A 20,437-nucleotide genomic window follows, 5' to 3' on the forward strand; every position below is an offset into this window, starting at 1 on the left:
GCGGATCGCCACGTTGTCAGCTCCTTGTGGATCGTGTTGTCCTCCACGCCATCACCTCTACGTTGGGTGACGTAGTCGTCCACGAGTCCCGCCTCGACCTCACGGAGAAAGATCGGCGCCTCCTTCGGGCGCTTCAAAATCTCGGGTAGCGCGTCCTCAAGCACGCCGGCCTTCTTTTGGTAGAATTCGACTGTTTCAAAGCTCCCCTTGCCAGCCTTCGCCTTGGCCTCGCGATCGCGGATCAAGGATTCGAGAGCGTCGTGGAGGGTGGCCGTTTCCTTCGCCGCACCTTTGGGATCAGCGGCGATGCGTTCGAGCTCGGCGGCGCGCTTCCGTGCAGCGCTTTCCGTGCGGCGCATTTTCCGCATGCGGACGGTCAGCTCCCCAGCGCTCTTCGACCTCGTCGCGGTGAGCTTCGATGAGCTTTTGCGGACGTCCCGCGGGTTGCGCCAACCCGGCTCGCTCGTCCAAGTCGACATCGCGAAACACACGGGTCGTCGCCCTCGACCGAAGCGACAGAGGTTAAAATCACCTCTGTTCGAGCGTCAACGCCGGCGCGGCGACACTAATTAGATAAATTACCTATTGTTCGAATCACCGGCAGAGAGGCCGAGTCTACCAGGGCATCACGAGTAGAGAAATCCTCTACCCGTCGATGCCGGCGTCTTCGGCATCGGAGATCCGGTGAAAATCAGGGGCCGTCGACGTACAAGCAAGTCGATGGTCCTCGGAGAACGGTTGAAAACGAACAGCCGGGCAATCCTCCCGAAAATCGGGGGATTACCCACTCCATCCCTGTTACCACTATAATAGTCATAGGTATATATAGGATATAATTTCCTACATGGTTGGGAGGTCCGATTCTAGAGGCAACCCGCGGCAACGTGGGAACACGGGCGAGGTGCCGCAGGCATGCCTCGTAGTCGGGCGAGGTTGTGCCTTACGGGGTCGATCCTTATCGTGCGGTGCATGAGGACCGCCGTACCCAAGGGAGCCAGAACGAACCGCCTAATCGCGGTGATGGCGTTCGTCCTGCGGTGGGAGAGCCCTTCGACGGGCCGACCCTACACGGCTCGCCAGCTCTGGGAGATCTTCCGCTACGGCGCTTTCACCCAATGACCAATACGCCGTCCTCGAATACCCACTGATGTGACGTACACGTCCGTCCCAGCTGGTTCACCTAGAAAGCAGAGATGCACGTAGAATCGGCTTTTTCTCGACGGACTAAGCTGACGGCCAACGGAGCCTGTGCGAGCATCCGGCGAATCATCACTCGAAACGGAGGGAATCATGCCCGAAACGAAAGCCGACTTGAGACCTGCAAAGCTTTCCGTGTCATATGCCAAGGAGAACGCCCCCAAACTGGTCGCCCAAGGGGGTAACGCCGTCCCTGCCAAACTCCAGGTGGTCGACGAGACGGGAAAGGTTCGTGCGCTCTACACCGTAGGCCCGCTCCCCCCGGGGGCGGAACTCTCCCCTGATAAATTTGCTCTCGAGCTTGCAAACGCTCCCCTATTTCCACTGGTCCCCAACCGGTAGCAAAGCCCCCCACATACGTGACGCAGTACTGAAGGGCGCTGAGCCTTCCCCGATGTGGGGGGCGAGTGGCGCCCTTCGCATTTGTCCTTTACGGTTGGAGTCGCGGTGCTTACTAATGGGATGACCGGTATCCCCGCCATGTGATCCGCCGAACCGCGAAATCGGAGATGCTCGATAGTCGCACAAGGATCGCTTTATGGAGTTGAGGCGCTCATAGGATTCTGGGTAGCTCGTGGGGGCCCCAGATCGATTTAAACGCATCCTCGGCGGAACAGTAGGGGGGAAGTTCAGGCCGGGGGCGGCGGTGACGACGTGAATTCCTCTCATCCAACGTACTTCGGACGGGGTCGAGCATGAGCATGTTATCCAACTTTTATGACGTATTCGGCAATTTCATGGTTGTCTATTCGACATCAATGGGTATGTTCGCCAGATCGCGTGCTCCGGATTTATCCGCGGCCCCAATGCCGAGTTTGCAGCGATTTGCCCCGCGCGCGTAGCACCATGCCTCACGCGGTGCTCGTGGGGACGCGGTACGCTTTGAGCTCCACCAGGGGAGCGCCACATGCGGTACTCCCACGTTGTTTGAAGGAGGTACACCATGGCCGATTCAAAGCTCGTTGACGATCTCGTAAAAGCGACCGGAAAGACACGAGAAGAATGCGAGAAGGCCCTCACCGCCGCGAACGGTGATTACAAGGGGGCGGTGGTGAAGCTCGAGGGCGCACCCCAAGTTCGCTTTGCTCCGCCGCTGAAGTGAGCACGCAAGAGGAGCCAGTACGGGGGCTCTGCCGACGTAACCGTGGTTATCGATCTACATAGGGGGGAGCGCCACATGCGGTACTCCCACGTTGTTTGAAGGAGGTACACCATGGCTGATTCACCGGTCGACGACAAATACTACATTGACAGCCTAGAAAGAGATACTCACAAGCCACGCGCCCAATGCGAACGAGTTTGGTTTGAGCAGAACCGTAACCACGACAACGCATTCCGCCGGCTCCTGACCATGGACCAAAATACGATCTCAAATGTGATGGCCACTGCGGATCTGAGCCGGGTCCGAGGACAGCAGTAGTTGGAGGAACTAAGGCTTAAAAAGCCACACCCTACTTTGGTTGTAGCTGCCAGTCCGAGCTTGGACTGGCAGTTACCTACTCCCATGTTGTTTGAAGTGGGCACACCATGGCCGATTCAAAGATTGTTGACGATCACATAAAGGCGACCGGAAAGATACGTGAGGAATGCGAGAAGGCTCTTACCGCGTCGAATGGTGATTACAATGCGGCGATGGTGATGCTCCAGCGTACTCCCAAGTATGCGATTGATCGTGTGCCATATTCCAAATCCAAGTAAGCGATCAGTAAACGCCATCAGCGGGAGCGCCACATGCGGTACTCCCAATTTTGTTTGAAGGAGGTACACCATGGCTGATTCACCGGTCGACGACAAATACTACATTGACAGCCTAGAAAGACATAGTCTCCGACCACGCGCGGAATGCGAAGAAGCGTGGTTTGCTGCGAACCGTGACTACAATTCTGCATTAAGGGAGCTCCAAGGCGTCATAAAATCCAGTACAGATATGGTGGACCGCCCTGAGAAAGCCCCCCCCGTCCGTAAGCCAATACCAGCTAAGAGGTAAAAGCCACGTCCTACTTCGGTTGCAACCTGCCAGTCCGCACTTGGACTGGCAGCTGCTTACTTTAACAACGTCGATTACAGTATGGGGCGAATCTAGGCCGATGGACGTCGCGAATCTGACTCGGGCATTCTTTAGAAAAACCGAGAACGGAGAGTTCTCGACGAATTACGATGGACGCGAAAGAGCGAAGATGCCGGCTCAACCAAGGGCAGGCTGAATCAGGACACGTGACGGGCCGAATCCCGTCGGTCCGCCGCGAACCCGCTCAACCCGTGGGTGCCCGATGGCGCGCTTTCCGAGATGAGGGAAGCCTGTTGGCGCTACGCTCTTCGACGACTCATAAACGTAACCGTACGGCGAACGGCCTGAACGGGGTTCCGTTCGATCCGCGATGGTCTAAGCGTCGAAAAACGTCGAGGGTGATGCGATCGCGTGTGGTTTCCAGCGATCGGGCAGGAGGTTCGAGAGATTGTCGTCGGCGGTCTTGTCGATGCGTTCGAGGACGTCCGCGATGTACTCAACGGGATTGATGGCAACGCGTGTGCACGAAACGACCAGTGAGTAGAGCAGTGCGAGCTCCTTACCGGCGTCCTCGCTGTGGACAAATAGAAAATTTTTCCGGCCAAGAGCGATGAGCCTAAGGGCATTTTCTGCCAAGTTATTGTCCAGGCGGATGCGCGGATCGCGGAGAAAACGGCCGAGCGGGCGCAGGTTGCGCCATACATAGTGCGCGGCACGACCGAGCAACGTCTTCGGTCCGTGTGCACGACGAAGTTCGCGAGAAAGCAGAAGTAATCGGACAAATAGAGGCCGTGCATAGGTGCGCCGCAGCGCGAGATGCTCGGCCGTGCCAAGAAACGCGCGATGCTCTGCCTCGTGCTCGACACCGTACATTCCGGCGATGAGGTCGAGTGCTTCCTTCGCTTCGGGCACCTCCCCGGTCTCGAAAAATTTCCGACGAACGTGAGCGAGACAGCCACATCGCTGACGGAGTCCTCGCTTCTCGAGCGGGTCATATCCACGATAGTCGTCGCACAGAAATGCGCCAGGCGAATCACCGAGGACCTCGAGTGGAGCATCGCCACCACGCGTGAGCTCAAAGCGATATCCCGTGAGACGCTTGCCAACAAAGGACCAGATAAACGCCTTCGAGGTTTGCTTCGTCAGCGTAAACGACGTCTCGTCGACATGGACGAGGAAGTCCTTCTTGATGACGTCGAAGAGCGGGGCTCGGAGGGGCTCGAGCTTTTGCGCCGCACGCCGGAACAAGTCATTCATCGTGCTTCGTGCGATGGGCATACCGAGCCGCGCGAACGACTGCTCGAGACGATAAAGCGGCGTGACGACAAGGCACTTCGAGACGACGAGGTGCGCAACGAAGCTCGAATCGTACCGCGTCTTGTCCGACCAACGCTCCGGCGGCGGCGCGGTAATGACGCATCCACCGCATCGACACGCGACGACCTCGCGCGTGTGCACAACACGTCGGAAGTAGCCCGGGACGTACGAGTAAACCTCGGATGGCTTGCCGGTGCCGACGCTGCGAAAATTCGTGCCGCCGCAAAGATGACACTTCTTCAGCGTCTCGGGCACGGGCTCCGTCTTCTCTTCTGTGACGATGTGTTCCGCGCGAAGCAAAGCCTGCTCCGTGCGGCGCTCGGCGATCTCCGCTAGCGTCCTCGGTGGCCGCGCGATCTTGGGCATCTTGCCCATCTTCTCGGTACGCCTGGCGAAGGCGCGTTTGAGCACCTCGAGCTCGGCCTGCATGATATCCATTCGAGCTTGCGCCCGCGCACCCTCCTGTTCGAGGTACTGCGCGTACTCGCGCCAAGCGCAGGAACCGTGTTCGTCGTTGTCGGGAGGAGGGACCAATAAACAGCTTTGATCATGCACTCCGCCGAATGTCGATCCCCTTTTTCGCTTCGGCGGTCGTCTTCGCGGGTTTCCACATCGGTGTGCGTCGAACGAGACGAAGATCGACACCATCGAGCAGCATGGTGAGCGACGTCGCGTCGAGGTCGATGCGTGAGGCCCCTTCAGGGATCCGCGGGAGCGTGAAGCGCCCAGATTCGAGCCTTTTGTAATAGACAACGAAGCCGCCCGCGCTGAAGAAGAGGATCTTCACGCGATCCATGCGGCGACCAAGAAACACGAAGAGGGTGCCACTGTACGGGTCGGCCTTCCACAAAGACTGCACGAGCGTCACGAGGCCATCGTGTCCGCGCCGAAGGTCGACGGGCGCACTCGCGAGGACGATCTCGATGCCGGGCCCGAGACTCAACACGCGCGCGCCGCGGCGGCCACCAGCGCCGCAAGATGCTCGGCCGTAATCGCTCCACGCATCGTGATGCGTGCCGGTCCGGCTTCGACGACAAGCTCGATATCGCGCTCCACCGTCGCAGGTCGTGTCACGACGACGGGCAGCAGGCGCGTGGGGCCTGCCGTGCGCGCGCGCCGCTCAAGCTCGGATCGCCACCAGATCAACGTCCGCTCCCTGACGCTATGTCGGCGGGCGATCCCCGCCGCATCGCCGCTTTGCGCCAGCTCCTTGACCCGCTCAGCCCACCAGTTCGCATCATGTCTCGCCATGCGCGCAATGAACATCAAACGCGACCGCCCCGCACGGCGTCTTTGCCCGTACGGTTACTCATAAACGGCAACGTTAAGCGACGGTGGGGCTATCGGCCACCTGCGCCTTCCTTCGCTGGGCCGATACCTTGGCGCTCCGGTGGCGCCTGCTCGGCGGGCCACCTCTTGAAGCTTTGGGCTCAGGTGCTCGAAGGAGAAGAGTCGCAGAGAAAGGTCGTCATCGCTCGAAGCAGTGAGGGCGGGCCATGGATACACTCCGCCGGGTGCAAGAGCCCTCTTACGCGGCGCTAGATGGCTTACGAAGCGCTGCGCATGACCAATCGAGTCGTCCGTACACCATAATTGCGTATCCGTGGAAAGACAGTGTGGCAGAAACGAGAAGATAGTGGCATCATACGGGTTCCCATTGGAACGCAACTGGATGTCATAAAAGGATATACAGCAGTGTCAGCGACGTCGAGAACACGGCGTCGCTCTCGCCGATCTGTGGCGGCATCGTCCGAGGAGACGCAGTGCCGTCTCAGCGACAGAGCGTCGTTGAAAGCCATCATTTGGTGGAGGTAACCCACGGCGGATATTTATCCATCGACTTCATGACGGCGCCCGTGCCGTGCATCTGTACGCCGTGATCGAAGGCCACCCCCGCTGGCCCGAGGACTCCGATAAACCCCGGAGAATCAGGGGGAATTGCGTGCAGCTCGATCTGCTTTCCAATGGGGTGCGCCGCGCTCGGCGTGAGAATACCGTGATTCTGGTTCCCGGTCAGGACATCGCCCGGGAGCTCGTAGGCGCGCACGTTGCCCGCGCGTCGCTGGAAATCGCCGACGTCTTTTCCCATCCCTCCGAGGGCTTGGTTGGGATGAACCGCCGCGGCATTGAACGTGACCGCAGGAATGTCGTTGGCGACGGCTGCTGCCGCGCACGCGCCGCCGCCGAGCGAATGGCCCGTGCACGCGAGTTTGTCGCCGTAAACCCCCTTCAATTGTCGGGTGAGGTCAGTGGCTTGGGTCACGTGATCGTTGAGTCCGACGCTTCCCATGATATCGGACACCACATCGTTCTGATCGTCGGTGCCCGCTATGGCGAGAACGTGCTCGCCACGGCTGTTCCTATAAACTTCGGCATGAAATCCGGTCTGCGGATTGTGCAGCATCCTCGGCTCGATGTGATCGGCGCGCAGTTGATCATCGCTCATGCGCGTCCAGCCGTCGATGGGAGCACCGATGGGCTCGTTGAAGCCGTTGTTATTGTAGACGTCATCGGCGAGCTTCACGAGTTGACCATCGATGGACTTCGGATTCGAACCACCGACGTCCTGCGCGAACGTCGTCGGCACCGTATCCTCCGCCACGCTGTCCCACCAATCGCCCACCTCATGCATCCAATCGCGCGCCGCAGAAATTCCTCGCCCGATCGCCTCGGTACCCTGCGCAAGGGGGCCGGCCAATCACCCGGTGCCCGCGCTCGGTCCCGCGGCCCCAGCACCCCCGCCGCACGCCGAATCCAGGGCGGATGCGCACGTGACCTTGGCCTCGAGCTCCTTGCCGAGGAGGCGATACCCACCGCTGATGACCAGCAAAATTGCGACCAGGATCATCGCATACTCGACGGTGCTCACACCTCGGGTATCGCGAAGCAGCGACTTCGGTATCGTGGGCATGCTCGACCCCTATTCATGCCTCGTGCCCACACCATGCCCGGGTGCACTCGGGTGAAAAGCCCGTAAAATAGAGATGAACCCAATCTTGTTCATGTACCGAGCCTGCTATTTGAAGCGGTACAGTGTACCGCCGTCGGCGTGAAAGGCTTTGCTGCGAACTCGTCCTCTCCCCGAGCAATTGCGTGGTCGCACGAGGAGGAAAGGAGCGGCCTACTTTCAGCGAGCCGCGTTCATCCACGCCGCGAAGCGAACGCCGTCAGGGCTGGCGGCGCGAATCTCCGCGCACCAACCCGGCGTGACCTCGATGCTGGACTGGTACTCGGTCCGGCGACGGGGTACCATGACGCGATGTCTGTCACTCCGCTCGAATGGCTCCACGCGCTGGTCGACATCGAGGCCGAGTGGCTGCGCGAGGGCCCCTGACGCCTCGCCACTCTACGCATCGGGGGTGCGCCATGCGGCACGCAGCGATCCGGCGTCGCTCGCCATGCGGGACATCGCGTCGGTGCTCCGATCCGGCGTGGGCGACGGCCGTGAGCTCCTCGCGTGGCGAGTCGCCGAGCTCCGCGAGCGGCAGCAGGAATACGCGACAGCAATCCGGGTTCCTATAGCTCACGGCATCGAAGACTACGTGCTTGTCGAACGAGCTGATGGCCATATTGAAGATCCGCGATTGCTCATGGTGGAGCCGTCCAAAGACCCCCTCTGATGTCGGGCAGTCCGATCTGGCCACGACCCCCCTCATCAGGAACGTGGTTGGCGATGTCACGCAAGAACAGCGCGGAGCCCTCCTTCATCATGGCAAGCCGTGAACACTTTTGCGTCATCCGTGGCACGGTTTGCGCGCCCTCGAAAAATCCGATCGAAATCGAATGAAAAAGGCGGCGCCTGCGTACGGAATGGCATGAGACAGCTTATGATATGGAATAATGGAATTGCGTGGATTCTCGCAGTCGGAGCCGCCGCCGGCGCGGTGGGTTGCAGCAGCGACGCGGGGCAAGACGAAGAAAAGGACCAGCAGACCAGCCCGCTCTATCAGGCGCCGATCGATCAACATCATCCGTTCGCAGTCGGGATCTGCACCGGTACGCTGAACACGGATCCCGCCCTCGGCGAGGTCGGCGCCTGCGTGGCCAACGGAAACAACACGCGCTGCACGGGCTCGCTGATCGCTCCGAACCTGGTCCTCACCGCGCGCCACTGCGTCCACGACATCACGCCGCCGCCCGTCGAGGATGATTTCCAATGCACCGACGCGCACGTCTTCACGGAAAATCCTTTGTTTCCGGGCGGCATCCGCGTCACCACCTCGCACTCGGCCCTCTTCGATCACCCGGTCTGGATCGACGTGAAGCGCGTGGTCATTTCGCCGTTCGGGAGCCACATGTGCAAAGACGACGTGGCGCTGCTGATCCTTCAGCGGAACGTCACCGACGCGGCCCCGGCGTGGGTCGATCTCGACCGCGACTTGAAGACATCGCCGCCCTCGGACGGGAAGGTGGCGGTCGTAGGGCGCGGGCGCGTCACCCCCACCGACCGGGGCAAAGGCGAACGCCGCTTCCTTCGCGACGTTCCATTCACCTGTGTGGGGCCGTGCGATCTGCCGTGGGGCGACAACGGGTTCGTCTTTCATGCCGTAGACGGGCAGTTCGCCATCGGGCGATCGGGCCTCCCCGGCGATTCGGGTTCGGGCATTCTGCTGAACGAGACCTTCGATACCAATCCGACCATCATCGGTTTGGACTCGCTCGGCTTCGAGGATGCAGCGGGGCTCCCGCTGCACAGCGTCGCTGTCGCCATTCGCCCGCACGCCGCGTGGATCTCGACGGGCGCATACCAGGCCGCAAAGTACGGCCGTTACCCGGTGCCCGGGTGGGCCAAGATCCCCGAGCCGGGCACACCGCCGCCCGTCGATTGATCACGGCGCGCAACCGAGCGCGCGGGCGCGCCGCGGGTGGCGAGGAGCTCGAGGACCACGAGCTCGTGCATCGACGGTGAGGCCCTCGGGGGGGGCGCCGCGGGTCTCGAAGACGGGCTTCTGCTCCGTCAGCGTGGGCTGCTCGCCGGGCATGGAGAACATCTCGAATGTCTCGCACTCTGCATTGGTCGTAGCCCAAGCCCCAAGAACGGCCTCGATGGCCGCGACATCCCCGGCCGCCATCAATGCCTCATTCAGCGCGAACACCGCGGCAAGGCCCCGGACATCTGCCGCCACGCCCGTCAAGAGCGAGCCGACCGTGGCGGTGCCGGTTCGACGCATCTTCAGAAATACGACTTCAAAGCACCTCGTCGAACCACGTCGAGGGTGGCGCAGTGAATCGAGCCGCCCAGTGGGTAGAAGGACAGGAAGGGTACCGGGATGGGCGCGAGGCCGCGGTTGCGCAAGGCAGCGATGAGCGGCTTTTCGTGCGCGGCCACCAGCACCCGCTCCTCGTCGAGCATGAACACGTTCATGTTGAGCCATTTGCTGCTGAAGTAGAGCGGAACGTCGTCGGGGGTGCAGCCCGGCGGGGCCTCGAGGATGTCCCACGAACGAAACAGGCGAGGGATGGTGCGCACCCGCTCGGGATTGACCATGAGCAATCCGGGCCGGAGCGGCAAGAACGTGGTGTCGATGTGCATCCGGTGCGTGTCGTCGCACTCCAGCTCGTGGAATCGGTAGGCGCTGCCGAGGTGGCGCGACAGCCACTCGACCCCCAGCGCGTTGGTGGTGTGGCTTCGGAAGTAGACGATATCTTTGCCGCAGCGAAGAAAGTCGGCTGCGTCGAAGACCGGCTCGATCTCCGTGAGCACGCTGGCGACCCCATTTTTCGCGGACTCGTGGAATCCCTCGTCGTAGAGGGCATCGCCGAGCATGGGCTTCGGTGCGGCCGTCCACTTGGCACCTCGGAGGAAATACTCCTTGAGCAGCGGGCGGAAAGCCTGGGTCTCGAAGTGCCGGCACCTCCATGCCATGGGCACCTCGAGGATCTCGTCGCCCACCACGAGCAGGCAGTCCCGGGGCATGGCCGCATAGAGCCCGCCCCTGGAGCGCCAATGCGGGGACGCAAATCCGCGCGCTTGGCGCATTGGCTCCGGCCTGCGAACTCTCACGCCCTCGGCCTCGAGAATTTTCGCGAGCCCGTCCAGATCGCGCTCCGCGGCGCGCACGATTTCGTCCGGGAATGGCTGGCCGCCGTGCTCTTTGAAGAAAGACCAATACCGTTCGGGTAAGGTCGCCTTCAAGGTGACGTGCCACTCGGGTATGCACGCGCCGAGCGCGGTCCCCACGATGACCTCTTCGACCGTATCCCACTCATTGTGAGAGCAGACGGGCAGAGATTCAGTTCCCATGTGCCGGCCTCCTGGTTGAATTCCCTCGTTTCACGATCCCGACGTCGACGATCGATCCTATACGCCTTCCGCACCCTCTCCGCTGCGATGAAACGCATCGTTCGTGGTCAAGTCTCCAGGTTTTTCGGGACGATCTTCAAAACACGATTAGCGGCCATAAAAACCGGTCATGCAATGATGTCGACGATGTGCGTGGATTATGATCCTGCCGCCACGTCGCAATAAAAAAGCAGCTGCGCAGCAATGTCCGCAATAGAATCCGATTATGATCCGCCGCTGCACGATCGTGCGGATTGTTCCGGCCGACTCAACCGAAGTGCCGGCATTGGACGAGATGCAAACGGCCGCTCGTTTCGAGTCGTCCCGCCCAAAGGTGGGTTGCATGCGAGGCATTTCGGTGGAAGACGCATGCGCATGGATTTCGAGCTCGCCGTTCACCGCCTCATCGCGCAGCAGGCCGCCCGCACGCCGCACGCGGAGGCGATCGTCGCAGGCGATTCGCGCGTTTCGTACGGGGAGCTCCATCGGCAATCGGATGCCATGGCGGTGCGGCTCCGGCGCGCAGGGGTCGGGCGCGATGCCATCGTCGGCGTGTGCGCGGAACGGTCCATCGAGCTCATGGTCGCTCTGCTGGGGATCTTGAAAGCCGGCGGCGCCTACCTCTATTTGGATCCCGGCTTTCCGCGCGAGCGACTCGCGTTCATGTGCGACGATGCCGCCGTCCGCTTCGTCCTCGTATCGCGTGCAAGCTCGCCATCGCTGGACGCGATCGACGCCGTCGACGCGCTCGCCGCGCAGCGCATGCCCATCGCGGACTTCTCCGACGAGGAGCTCGAAGCCAACGTCGCCTCGCCCGAGCAAGACGGCCGCGCGCTGGCGTATGTGGTGTATACGTCGGGATCGACCGGGCGGCCGAAGGGGGTCGCCGTCGAGCACCACTCGCTATCCCATCTTGCGCGCGCGTTGGTGGAGGCTTACGGCATCGGGCCGTCGGACCGCATCTTGCAATTTGCGTCGCCAAGTTGGGATACCATGGTCGAAGAAGTATTTCCCACCTGGCTCGCGGGCGCGGCGCTCGTCCTGCGCCATCCGGATATGATCGAGAGCAAGGCGCTGCTTCGTGGGTGCGCGCGCAGCGGTGTCACCATCATCATGCCGCCCACGGCCATCTGGCATCGTCTGGTCGCCGATATCGACGAAGAGAGCCTCGCCCTCCCAAAGACGCTCCGGGCCGTGATCATCGGCGGGGAGGCCGCCGCCCCCGATCGGCTCGACGCGTGGCTTGCGCGGGTCGGAACGGGCGTGCGTCTCCTCAATGAGTACGGCCTTACGGAAGCGACGGCCGTTTGCACGATTGCCGACCTTTCGGCGGGCGGCTGGGATGCCGAACCGCACGTGCCCATCGGGCTGCCGTTGCCGCGGGTGGGCGTGAGCATTCGAAACGAGGCGCTCGAGCCCGTCCCCGATGGAGTCGTGGGCGAAATCTGCGTTCTGGGCGAAGGCGTCGCGCGCGGCTATATCCATCGTCCGGAGCTGACGGCCTCGAAATTCGTGCCGGATCCGATCTCCGGCGGCCGCATGTACCGAAGTGGGGATATGGGGTTTCGCCGCCCGGATGGGCAATTCGTGTGCACGGGCAGGCTCGATGCTCAGATCAAAGTGGGCGGCGTGCGGATCGAGCCCGCTGAAATCGAAGCGGTGCTGCGCGAGCACGATGAGGTGGCGGACGCCATCGTGCAAATGCACGAGGCCGAAGGGGAGCGCCGCCTGATCGCACATGTGGTGCAAAAGGCGGGTGCTCGATCGAGCGCCGCCGAGCTGCGCACGTTCGCCCGCGCGCGCCTGCCCGCCACCGTGGTCCCCGAAATCGCGTTCCTCGAGGCGCTCCCGCTCACGGCCAGCGGAAAGATCGACCGCGCGAAGCTCTCCGCGCCGGCTTCTCCGAAGCCGCCTCACCGCGCCGCCGAGGGCGAGCCCCTCGAGGCTGCCCTATGTGCGCTTGCCCGCGGGATCCTCGGAGCAGCCTCGTTGGCCCCCGATGACGACTTCTTCGACGCCGGCGGCAACTCGCTGCTCGCCACGAAGCTCATTGGCCTCGCCCGGCGCGAGTTCGGCGTCGATCTCTCGTTCGAGCGACTCCTCATCGCGCGCACCATGCGCTCCGTCGCCGCCCACGCCGAAAGCGAGGCTCCGCCCGAGGGGCCCGGCATCTCGCCCCGGCCGGCGGACGTGAGCCCAGGCGCCTCGAGCGCGCGGCGCCTGGCATCGCTCGGGCAGCAGTGGTTCTGGCTCGCACAACAGGAGCAACCCGAGACCGCGACCGCCTACAACATGATGTGGCTCGTTCATATCGAGGGTGCGCTCGATCCCGCGCGGGTCGAGCGCGTTCTCATCGAGCTCACCTCGCGGCACGAACCCCTGCGCACCATCTTCGTCGAAGGCGCGGGCGAGCAACCCGCGGACTGCGCCGTCGTCTTGACCAACCCGCCGGTCTCGCTGCGCCACGTCGATTGGGCCGAGCGCGCCCACGATGCGAAGGACGTGACCGCATTCGCCGAGCGCGACGCGAAGGTGCCGTTCGATCTCTCGCGCGAGCTTCCCTTTCGCGCCACATTGATACGGCGCGGGCGATCCACGTGGACGCTCGTCGTGTGCCTCCATCACATTGCCGCCGATGGTTATTCCTTGGCGATTTTGGTGCGCGACGCGGAAGCCGTGTACGCAGCCTTGCAACGCGGCGAAGAGCCATGTCTCCCGCCATTGCCCGTCGCCTATTTGGATTTTGCCGTTTGGGAGCGCGATTTCATGGCTTCCGAAGCGGCGAAGCGACAGCTCGCGTATTGGCGGCAGCAGCTGCGCGGCGCCCCCTCGATCGTGGCGCTTGCATTCGATCGCCCGCGGCCCCCCGAGCACACGCGCGGCGGTGACCGACTTCGCGACGTGTGGGAGGCCGCGAGGTGGTCGGCCGTGCGGGCGCTCGCGCGCGAGCATGGCGCAACACCGTATATGGTTCTCCTTGCGGTATTTGCCGAATCGCTGCGCGCGTGGAGCGGCCAGACGGATCTCGTCATCGGCTCGGCGGTCGCAGGCCGCACTCGGCCCGAGCTCGAGCCGCTCGTAGGCTTCTTTCCCAACCCCGTGGCGCTGCGCATCGATCTTTCCGGGGCGCCGACGTTCCGCGAGCTCGTTGGCCGCGTCCGCACCACGTGCCTGAACGCCTTTGCCAATGCCGACGTCCCCAGCGACGCCGTCGCCCACGCGCTGGGGGTGCGCGGCGATCCTCCTCCTCCGCTCTACCGCGTCGTTTTTGCCCAGCCGCCAAAAGAGCTTTTTGCGCGCCCGATCTTCGAGGGCCTAAAGCTCGAGGTCGAGGAAATCGATCAAGAGGCGCGGGGCTTTCACGATCTGGTGCTCGAGCTCGTGGAGCTCGACCAAGGCGCATCGGTGACCTTGGAGTACAACTGCGACTTGTTCGATCGCGCGACGGCCGAGCGCATGCTGGATGACTTCCGAAGCCGTGTGCGGAGAACCGTGGACTCGGCCGCGGCGCGCTGAGCGAGGATGCGAGCCCTCCGCGCCGTTTCGGCGGGTGGTGGTCTTGCGTCAACGAGGTTGATCATCTCGTGTCGCGGAGCTCACGTCGCGCGGGTTTTCGGCTTTCGGTATGGTCACGGAAGGCTGACCCGCGCCGCGCCCGAGCCGGCAACGGTCATTCGCTCCACGCGGAACGTCGGCGTCGTCGCGGCGCGTGCGTCGAAATCGCAGCCGACGGCGTCGATCCGCTGGAGGAGGTCGTCGAGAGGAAGCGAGATCGTGACTTCGCTTACGCGACCCGAGACGCTTCGCGACCGACGAGATATTGGATGTCGACGACGCGGCTCTGCGCCGCTTCCGTCAGCGCGCGGAACACCGCGATGCGAGGCTCCTGGTGGGTCCCGATGCGAGGTGCGCGCGCGGCAGGTCCTCGGAGAGCTCTTCGCGAACCGTGACGGCAAACGTTGCGTGAGCGCGGCGGTCGTGCACGTAAGGCGGAACGAGCTACCAGATCGGACGGAGATATCCGACGAACACCTCGATGCTCGAGGTGTTCGGTCCGCCGGGCATGACGTGGCGCATGCGGTTTTCGTCCTTCTCTCGTTCGTCGAATGGTATCTCGAATTCGATGAAGGCGACATTGCTTCCGTCGACGATGGCGTTGCCTCGCGCGTGATAGGTCTGCTCGTTCACTCGGCCACGGCCATCGTCGATGCGCACGGTGAGCAGAAGCCTCCGCTGCGTGCGTCCGTTGGGCGATGCTCCTTCGGCCGCGAGCGAAGCCGAGACCTTGACCTCGACGCCGTCGAGCAAGGCGCTCTTCGCGTCGCGTGATATGCTCGTGGCCGTGCTCCGTGCGTCGAGGTGAAGCTCGAGGTGTTGCGTTGATGGCTCCTGGCCGTTACTTTGCGCCGCTCTCCCCGCCACCGTGATGTCCAGGGCGAGCTGCTGCTCCAGGTTCGCCGGAAGCAGCGAGACGTCTTTGTCCTTGGTCAGCAATTGCGAGAGAAAGACACTCTTTCGTCCTGCGGCGAAATCGCGCGCGGCTTCGAAGATCCGGTCTCGCGATTCGGCATCGAGCTCAGAAAGGAGCGTCGTTCCTCGAGGCGTGCTCGACGCAAGGCCGTCGATCCACCGGCCGCGATCGCATGCGCAAACGCTACCAAAGCAAAGTGCGTGGACACCTTTACCGAGGCGAACGCCCGCGCCGTCCCGTTCGAAACGTGTCAAACTTGCGTCGGCCTTGAATACGGCGGAATCGAAGACTGCGACGCGGGGCTCGCGGCTCGGAGGGTAAAGTGGCATCGTCTCCGCCACGTCGAGAACGCGATACTCGCCGGCGTACGCGAACTCGAGCCACTTGGGGTGTGTCGGAATGTCCTCGCGAGTGGCTCTGCGCCGGATTTCGTCGACGAAGGGGGCGAGCTCACGAGGGACTGGCTTGAACGACGGGCGCGCGACCTGTCCCTCGATCGCGAATTGGCCTTCCCGCCGCACGTCGATCTCGCCTGTTGTCGGATTGCGCCGAGTCGCGAACGAGGTGCTCCCGTTCGTGAAGGTGGTCCCCCACGCCGCGCTGAAGTGGTGCTCGAGGGGCGTGATGGATCGGATCTCGACGTAGCGGCGGAACGCTCGCAGGTTACGAACCTCCGATTGCGCGGCGGGCTCCCCGCACGGCGCGTCCTCGGGTAACGTCGTGTACGGCGTGCGTACGGGGACCGCGCGGGAGGCGACACAGCCGCCCACCGATGCAAATAGAAAGAGAAGGAGAGGGCCTCGCACGCGGCAGAACATGCTAGCTCGAATCGGCACGGCGGAATGGAATCCGCGCACGGTCTTGCGTAGAGCGGCGCCTCGATGATTGCGCGGCGCGTCCAGGTTGCTTTATGCGCCGACGATGGCGCCTGCCGCGTGTGGGGCGCTCCTCCGCGATTTTTCCGTGGGTCAAGTGAGTGACGCGGATGCAGCCCCCGGCGATGCAACAGGTGCGCGCATTTGCCGCTTTGGCACATCTATCGGCGCAGGAATTCCCAGCACGTGGTGCGCCCACGGGGCGCTTCTACGATGCATCGCCGTCACGCTCTCTCAAGCACACTCGACGACCAAGAGAGCGCACGCCGATTTTTCCTGTTCGTTGACGATCACATGACGGACGTCTGCCGGATAGCGCGCGGTCTCGCCTTCCTGTATCAGCTTTTGGGTTCCCGCGACGTTCAGGGTCAACTGTCCAGACAACAGCGACAGGTGCTCCTTCGTGTTGACGGAATGGGGCTCGGACGCCAGGACGCCGCCCGGATCCACGCGAAGCTCGTACCATTCAATCTTACCCACCATTTCGGTCGGACCGAGAATGCGTAGGATGCACTTGCCGTCGGGGCTCCTTATTTCGGGGGTCGAGTAAGACGGCAGGAGAGCTACGACGGGCTGCGACAGCTCCGCCCTCTCCACGGTCAGGAAATCGGCCAGCGCTACGCCCAGCGCCGATGTCAACCTCCACAGGACGGCGACCGTGGGGTTGGCCTCATTTCGCTCGATCTGGGAGAGCATCGACTTGGACACCCCCGACGCTTTGGCGAGCGCGTCGAGCGTCAACCGCCTCGCCTTGCGGAGGGCGTGGAGGCGCTCGCCGACCGCAGGGGGTCCGTTGTCACGATGGCCCTCACTAAATTCTTGCATCGTACGACCCCTGACATACACCATACGGGACAACCGTGTCCGGTATGACGGAAACCATCCCCTTCGTTCAATATAGCGGACCTGCCGTTCTGGACGGAATTTTTGAGTGAGGCTTGCCTATGTCAACATCATTCGACTGTGCTTCGTTCATGTGCTCGGAACCGCGTGCGAGCGAGCAAGTTAGCCGATTCAAGCGCGTATTCTCGGTGGATGGCGCCAGCGCACGCCTCGATGTCGCCCGTCGAGGGGGGAGCATCGGATGAGCACGCCAAAGATTTTACTCACCGGTGCGAACGGCCAGCTGGGCACCGAGCTCTCCGCCGCCTTGGCCGAACGCTACGGCGAGCGCAATGTCATCACCAGCGACATCAGCCCCGAAGGACGGCACGAACACCTCGTCCATGAGGTTCTCGACGTCACCGACGCGGACCAGATCGAGGCGCTCGTTCGGAAGCATGGCATCACTCAGATTTATCAACTGGCGGCGACGCTTTCGGCGGCCGGTGAGCGGAAGCCGAAATGGGCGTGGCAGCTCAATATGACCGGCCTGTTGAATGTGCTGGAGGCCGCCGCCGCCTTGAAGATCGAGAAGGTGTTCTGGCCCAGTTCCATTGCCGCGTTCGGCCCGACGACGCCGGCCGACGAGACCCCGCAGCGCACGGTCATGGAGCCGCAGACCGTCTATGGGATCTCCAAGCTCGCCGGAGAGGGGTGGTGTCGCTGGTATTTCGCGAACAAAGGCGTGGATGTCCGCAGCCTGCGCTATCCGGGACTGATTTCGCACAAGACGCCACCGGGCGGTGGGACCACGGACTACGCCATCGACATCTTCCACCACGCTGTGCAGGGGCGGCCCTACGTCTGCTTCCTGAAGCCGGATGAAGCGTTGCCGATGATGTACATGCCCGACGCGGTGCGAGCCACTCTCGATCTGATGGAAGCGCCGGCCGCACGGATCCGGGAGCGCGGTAGCTACAATATCGCCGGCCTCTCGTTTACGCCCGAGCAGATCGCGAGCGAGATTGCCAAGCGGATTCCAGGCTTTCAGATCGCCTACGACCCGGATTTTCGTCAGAAGATTGCCGCGAGTTGGCCCAATTCGATTGACGATTCCGTCGCGCGATCGGACTGGAACTGGCTGCCGGAATACGACCTGTCGCGCGTGACCGACGATATGCTCACCAATTTGGCTCAGCGCTTGAAGCTCGCCAAAGTCGGTTGACCCTTATCCGATAGAAGACACGCCGCGGCATCGAACGGTGCGAGGATGGCGACCAAATCCCACCGACTCCGCCGCGCGGCCAGCCTGACGGCATCCGCTGGGCCTTCTCGGCAACGGGAGGGCACAGAGCTGGCGCGGCGCCGTACGCCATCCGCGCGCCGCCTCTCCGCGATGGCGCAGCCCACCCCTCGCACACGATGGCTTCGTGTCTGCCCACTGCTTGACTCGGTTGAGGAGCGGAGCCTTCCTGGTCACTCCTACATGGTGCCGAGCACCAGCAACAACCCGTCATCAACCCGGACGCCCTCCGTGCCGCGGTACGGCGACCGCTCGACGCTGCGGGTGTCGTAGGCGGTGCCCGTGACGAGCTTGTCGCGAAGATCTCCGGGGAGCGCGGCCGCCGGCGGGCCGAGAAGCAGGGGCGCGATGTCGCTCCGAATGCGAACCGTCGTGGTGCCACCGTCCCGCATGCTCGACGGGCGCAACGTCGCCCAGGTTGCCGGATCGAGCTCCAGGTAAGCATAGAGTACATAGTCGGTGGGGCCGACGAACGAGTCGCTCCCCATGGGAACAATCACCCATCGGGCAGAACGGACACCGGTGGATGGCAGATGGATTACCTTTCCAAGTCCCGCCATGTCATTTCGGACGGCGGGCGCCGGAGATGCATCGCCCCCACCGCTCGTCGAGCGTGAACACGACGTCGTGGCGACGAAGAGGAGCAGGCCAACTGCGAGCCACGCTCGGTAGCAGCCATGCAACATGCGCCAAGTCGATAGGTGCATCCGCGTACGAACCGCAAATGTCGTTCGCTCACCGCCCGCCGAGCCGCGCCTCGAGCCGGGCGCGGCGATCGCGGATGGAGGGATAACCGCGCATCAGTTCCCAGCGGGCGCGCGTGGCTCGCTCGCGCAGTGCGGAGAGGGCATTCCGCCACTCCGGCCGACCATCTTTATCGAGCTCTCGTTGCGCGGCGGACTCCACGTCGTCGGGGCCGAAGGCCATGTCCAGATCACCGTAGTTTTCGGCGACGGTGCGTAGCACGTCGAACAATTGCAAACAGGCGCGGCCGTCGTATCCGACGTCGAGGCAACGATCGAGCGCCCACGCGTCGGCCTTCGCTTCTTGTTCGCGCGATGTCACGAGACGCACCGCGGTCACGGCAAGAAAGGAGGCGACGCGGGCGATGGGAAGTTGCCGCGCCCAGCGCAAGGCCGGCAACATCTGTTTCACGTGCCCGAGCCGATGGTGCGCCAGCTCGTGCGCGAAGAGCAGGGCCACCGCGTCCTCGGGCATGGCCTCTTCGAGGAGGCGCCGGCCCACGTAAATGTAGCGTCCGGGAACGGCGAAGGCCGTGCGCTGCTCGGACCAGAACACGACGGGGCGCTTGCGAAGGCTCGTCGGATCGGCACCCTGCAGGCGTGTGGCCACCCGTTCGCAAAGCTCGGGTGCCCAGCCGCTCTTTTCGAGGACGACCTGCTCGTCCATCCAGGTCAAGAGCTCCTCGCCGAGCGCATCGCTCTCGGCCGATAGCTCGGCGTCGCGGCGCGCGGTGAGCCATGCTTGGAAGTCGAGTTTGACGTCTTGCATACATCTTTCTAGCAGATGCCGAGCACCCGAGCTATCCGCCGGGCCAGCCATGCCCTCCGCACCGCAGGGCGGCGGGTGGTCCCCGCCAGCCCCGTGTCTACCAGAACAACGCGTCCATCGGTGGTGAGTACCCGAGGTAGAGAATTGCGCCGTAGGCCTTGGTCGGCACATCGTTCACCCAGCTGATTTCGTACTCCTTTCCGGGTTCGATGAATCTCCTGGAAATGTGCTTCAAGTCGACGAGGAGGTGGTTCTCGCCCAGCTGGTGCAGCTTGTCCTCGATCGAGCCCGCGGAAGGCGTAGGCATCGGTTCTTCGATCCCGGGCCAGTTGATCTTGGTATCGTATGCGGTGAACGCGATGGCCTCGTACTCGCGGCCCAAACGCTCTCGGATCTGCGCGCCCATGGGGATGGTGCCTTCCGGCTCGAACCCCCCGGAACCATAGGGGGTGTAGACGAGATGCCCGTTGTGAGCCCAGACCACCGTCTTCACGTGAGGAAAGTCGAGCTCGCGCTGCTTCTCGAGAATGTAGGCCATGGCGCTGTCGCGCGCCTGGTACGATGGGAGGCTGCTTGGTGGGTAGAATTTCCGGCTTTGCCAGCAGCGAAAGCCGACCAGGGCCACGCGTCCCCATCCCAATGCGCGGCG

General features: G+C 63.0%; 18 protein-coding genes. 6 read left to right on the top strand and 12 right to left on the bottom strand.

Features of this window, described 5'->3' with window-relative positions; all coding sequences use genetic code 11:
• Positions 1–2,140 precede the first annotated feature (2,140 nt).
• Positions 2,141–2,299, top strand: a complete 159-nt coding sequence (locus LZC94_19000) for a hypothetical protein (protein WXB19305.1) — start codon at positions 2,141–2,143, stop codon at positions 2,297–2,299.
• 111 nt (positions 2,300–2,410) lie between these two features.
• Positions 2,411–2,617 (top strand): hypothetical protein, encoded by a 207-nt coding sequence (locus LZC94_19005; protein WXB19306.1) that lies wholly within the window; start codon positions 2,411–2,413, stop codon positions 2,615–2,617.
• Between the two features lie 963 nt (positions 2,618–3,580).
• On the opposite strand, the gene LZC94_19010 is transcribed toward LZC94_19005, so the two are convergent.
• The 5 genes from LZC94_19010 to LZC94_19030 all read right to left on the bottom strand — a co-directional run bounded on the left by LZC94_19010 (position 3,581) and on the right by LZC94_19030 (position 7,433).
• Entirely contained in the window at positions 3,581–4,951 is a 1,371-nt protein-coding gene (locus LZC94_19010) for an IS66 family transposase (GenBank protein ID WXB19307.1), read from the bottom strand.
• A gap of 118 nt (positions 4,952–5,069) precedes the next feature.
• Positions 5,070–5,468, bottom strand: a complete 399-nt coding sequence (gene tnpB / locus LZC94_19015; protein WXB19308.1) for an IS66 family insertion sequence element accessory protein TnpB — start codon at positions 5,466–5,468, stop codon at positions 5,070–5,072.
• Positions 5,462–5,791, bottom strand: a complete 330-nt coding sequence (locus tag LZC94_19020) for a hypothetical protein (GenBank protein ID WXB19309.1) — start codon at positions 5,789–5,791, stop codon at positions 5,462–5,464. The genes tnpB and LZC94_19020 overlap by 7 nt, the downstream gene beginning before the upstream one ends.
• A gap of 529 nt (positions 5,792–6,320) precedes the next feature.
• Positions 6,321–7,124, bottom strand: coding sequence for a hypothetical protein (locus LZC94_19025; GenBank protein ID WXB19310.1), 804 nt, complete (start codon positions 7,122–7,124; stop codon positions 6,321–6,323).
• A 96-nt stretch (positions 7,125–7,220) separates the two neighbouring features.
• Positions 7,221–7,433, bottom strand: coding sequence for a hypothetical protein (locus LZC94_19030; protein WXB19311.1), 213 nt, complete (start codon positions 7,431–7,433; stop codon positions 7,221–7,223).
• Positions 7,434–7,881: 448 nt separating this feature from the next.
• Between LZC94_19030 and LZC94_19035 the strand changes: the two genes are divergently transcribed.
• Both LZC94_19035 and LZC94_19040 read left to right on the top strand, forming a co-directional pair.
• Entirely contained in the window at positions 7,882–8,142 is a 261-nt protein-coding gene (locus LZC94_19035; GenBank protein WXB19312.1) for a hypothetical protein, read from the top strand.
• A 207-nt stretch (positions 8,143–8,349) separates the two neighbouring features.
• Positions 8,350–9,351 carry a trypsin-like serine protease gene (locus LZC94_19040; protein WXB19313.1) on the top strand — a complete coding sequence of 334 codons (1,002 nt, stop codon included), beginning with the start codon at positions 8,350–8,352 and terminating at the stop codon, positions 9,349–9,351.
• Here LZC94_19040 and LZC94_19045 read toward each other — a convergent pair whose 3' ends face one another.
• Both LZC94_19045 and LZC94_19050 read right to left on the bottom strand, forming a co-directional pair.
• The gene (locus tag LZC94_19045; GenBank protein ID WXB19314.1) at positions 9,352–9,693 is read right to left on the bottom strand and encodes a hypothetical protein; all 342 of its coding nucleotides are present in this window, start codon (positions 9,691–9,693) and stop codon (positions 9,352–9,354) included.
• Between the two features lie 2 nt (positions 9,694–9,695).
• Positions 9,696–10,766 carry a hypothetical protein gene (locus tag LZC94_19050; GenBank protein WXB19315.1) on the bottom strand — a complete coding sequence of 357 codons (1,071 nt, stop codon included), beginning with the start codon at positions 10,764–10,766 and terminating at the stop codon, positions 9,696–9,698.
• 408 nt (positions 10,767–11,174) lie between these two features.
• Here LZC94_19050 and LZC94_19055 point away from each other — a divergent pair, with 408 nt between their 5' ends.
• Positions 11,175–14,321: an amino acid adenylation domain-containing protein gene (locus LZC94_19055; GenBank protein WXB19316.1), complete on the top strand. Its 3,147-nt coding sequence runs from the start codon at positions 11,175–11,177 to the stop codon at positions 14,319–14,321.
• Between the two features lie 483 nt (positions 14,322–14,804).
• On the opposite strand, the gene LZC94_19060 is transcribed toward LZC94_19055, so the two are convergent.
• Together LZC94_19060 and LZC94_19065 are read right to left on the bottom strand one after the other, a co-directional pair.
• The gene (locus tag LZC94_19060) at positions 14,805–16,082 is read right to left on the bottom strand and encodes a hypothetical protein (GenBank protein WXB19317.1); all 1,278 of its coding nucleotides are present in this window, start codon (positions 16,080–16,082) and stop codon (positions 14,805–14,807) included.
• A gap of 303 nt (positions 16,083–16,385) precedes the next feature.
• Positions 16,386–16,892 carry an XRE family transcriptional regulator gene (locus LZC94_19065; protein WXB19318.1) on the bottom strand — a complete coding sequence of 169 codons (507 nt, stop codon included), beginning with the start codon at positions 16,890–16,892 and terminating at the stop codon, positions 16,386–16,388.
• 343 nt (positions 16,893–17,235) lie between these two features.
• On the opposite strand from LZC94_19065, the gene LZC94_19070 reads away from it, so the two are divergent.
• Positions 17,236–18,198 carry an NAD-dependent epimerase/dehydratase family protein gene (locus tag LZC94_19070; GenBank protein WXB19319.1) on the top strand — a complete coding sequence of 321 codons (963 nt, stop codon included), beginning with the start codon at positions 17,236–17,238 and terminating at the stop codon, positions 18,196–18,198.
• A 257-nt stretch (positions 18,199–18,455) separates the two neighbouring features.
• Here the strand turns inward: LZC94_19070 and LZC94_19075 are convergent, their stop codons facing one another.
• The 3 genes from LZC94_19075 to LZC94_19085 all read right to left on the bottom strand — a co-directional run bounded on the left by LZC94_19075 (position 18,456) and on the right by LZC94_19085 (position 20,326).
• A complete protein-coding gene (locus tag LZC94_19075; GenBank protein WXB19320.1) occupies positions 18,456–18,764 on the bottom strand; it encodes a hypothetical protein in 309 nt (102 codons plus the stop codon).
• A gap of 247 nt (positions 18,765–19,011) precedes the next feature.
• Positions 19,012–19,788 (bottom strand): M48 family metalloprotease, encoded by a 777-nt coding sequence (locus tag LZC94_19080; GenBank protein WXB19321.1) that lies wholly within the window; start codon positions 19,786–19,788, stop codon positions 19,012–19,014.
• A 97-nt stretch (positions 19,789–19,885) separates the two neighbouring features.
• Positions 19,886–20,326 (bottom strand): erythromycin esterase family protein, encoded by a 441-nt coding sequence (locus tag LZC94_19085; GenBank protein WXB19322.1) that lies wholly within the window; start codon positions 20,324–20,326, stop codon positions 19,886–19,888.
• Positions 20,327–20,437: the final 111 nt, after the last annotated feature.

The organism is Sorangiineae bacterium MSr11954 (assembly GCA_037157815.1).
Lineage (GTDB): Bacteria > Myxococcota_A > Polyangia > Polyangiales > Polyangiaceae > Pendulispora > Pendulispora albinea.

Coding starts and splice junctions, on each gene's coding strand:
- LZC94_19000 (WXB19305.1), top strand. CDS start 2,141: ATGGCCGATTCAAAGCTCGTTGACGATCTCGTAAAAGCGACCGGAAAG.
- LZC94_19005 (WXB19306.1), top strand. CDS start 2,411: ATGGCTGATTCACCGGTCGACGACAAATACTACATTGACAGCCTAGAA.
- LZC94_19010 (WXB19307.1), bottom strand. CDS start 4,951: ATGCAGGCCGAGCTCGAGGTGCTCAAACGCGCCTTCGCCAGGCGTACC.
- LZC94_19030 (WXB19311.1), bottom strand. CDS start 7,433: ATGCCCACGATACCGAAGTCGCTGCTTCGCGATACCCGAGGTGTGAGC.
- LZC94_19040 (WXB19313.1), top strand. CDS start 8,350: ATGATATGGAATAATGGAATTGCGTGGATTCTCGCAGTCGGAGCCGCC.
- LZC94_19045 (WXB19314.1), bottom strand. CDS start 9,693: ATGCGTCGAACCGGCACCGCCACGGTCGGCTCGCTCTTGACGGGCGTG.
- LZC94_19050 (WXB19315.1), bottom strand. CDS start 10,766: ATGGGAACTGAATCTCTGCCCGTCTGCTCTCACAATGAGTGGGATACG.
- LZC94_19055 (WXB19316.1), top strand. CDS start 11,175: ATGCGCATGGATTTCGAGCTCGCCGTTCACCGCCTCATCGCGCAGCAG.
- LZC94_19070 (WXB19319.1), top strand. CDS start 17,236: ATGAGCACGCCAAAGATTTTACTCACCGGTGCGAACGGCCAGCTGGGC.
- LZC94_19075 (WXB19320.1), bottom strand. CDS start 18,764: ATGGGGAGCGACTCGTTCGTCGGCCCCACCGACTATGTACTCTATGCT.
- LZC94_19080 (WXB19321.1), bottom strand. CDS start 19,788: ATGCAAGACGTCAAACTCGACTTCCAAGCATGGCTCACCGCGCGCCGC.
- LZC94_19085 (WXB19322.1), bottom strand. CDS start 20,326: ATGGCCTACATTCTCGAGAAGCAGCGCGAGCTCGACTTTCCTCACGTG.